1 protein-coding gene is annotated in these 638 nt (G+C 69.6%); it reads right to left on the minus strand.

Annotation, left to right across the window (positions count from 1 at the left end; translation table 11 throughout):
- Positions 1-14: 14 nt before the first annotated feature.
- Positions 15-638: IS3 family transposase (locus ACI78U_RS24915; protein ID WP_456878132.1), on the minus strand; the 624-nt coding region annotated here is incomplete at its 5' end.

A 638-nucleotide genomic window follows, 5' to 3' on the forward strand; every position in this document is an offset into this window, starting at 1 on the left:
TGAAGTGACCCCCGTCAGGCGGACGCCTCGTTCTGTGTCGTGAGCATCTTCTCGAAGTCGGCCGGGCTGAGGTTGTCCAGCCGGCTGTGCCGGCGCCGTGGGTTGTAGAAGCCCTCGATGTAGCTGAAGACCTCCATCTCCAGCTCGTGCCGCGTCGGCCATGCCCGCCGGTAGACCAGCTCGGCCTTCAGCGTGGCGAAGAACGACTCGGCCATCGCGTTGTCGAACGCCGAGCCGACCCGGCCCATCGAGGCCAGCAGCCCGGAGCTACGCAGCGTCTTGCCGAACTCGTAGGCGGTGTACTGGCTGCCCCGGTCGGAGTGGTGCACCAGGCCGGGAGCCGGCTTGCGGGCGAACAGGGCCATGCCGACCGCGTCGAGCACCAGCTCGGTGCGCAGGTGGTCGGCCATCGCCCAGCCCACGACTCTGCGGGTGCAGGCGTCGACGACGACGGCCAGGTAGAGAAAGCCCTCCCAGCTGCGTAGATAGGTGATGTCGGCGACCCACAGCCGGTCGGGCGCGGCCGCGGCGAAGTTCCGCTCCACCAGGTCCGCGGCAGTCGCCGTCGAGTGCGTGCGGCGGCCGTACTTGCCCCGCCGGCGCCGGTGGATGCCCTCGATACCGCCCAGGCTCATCAG

Source organism: Geodermatophilus sp. SYSU D00710 (assembly GCF_054050195.1).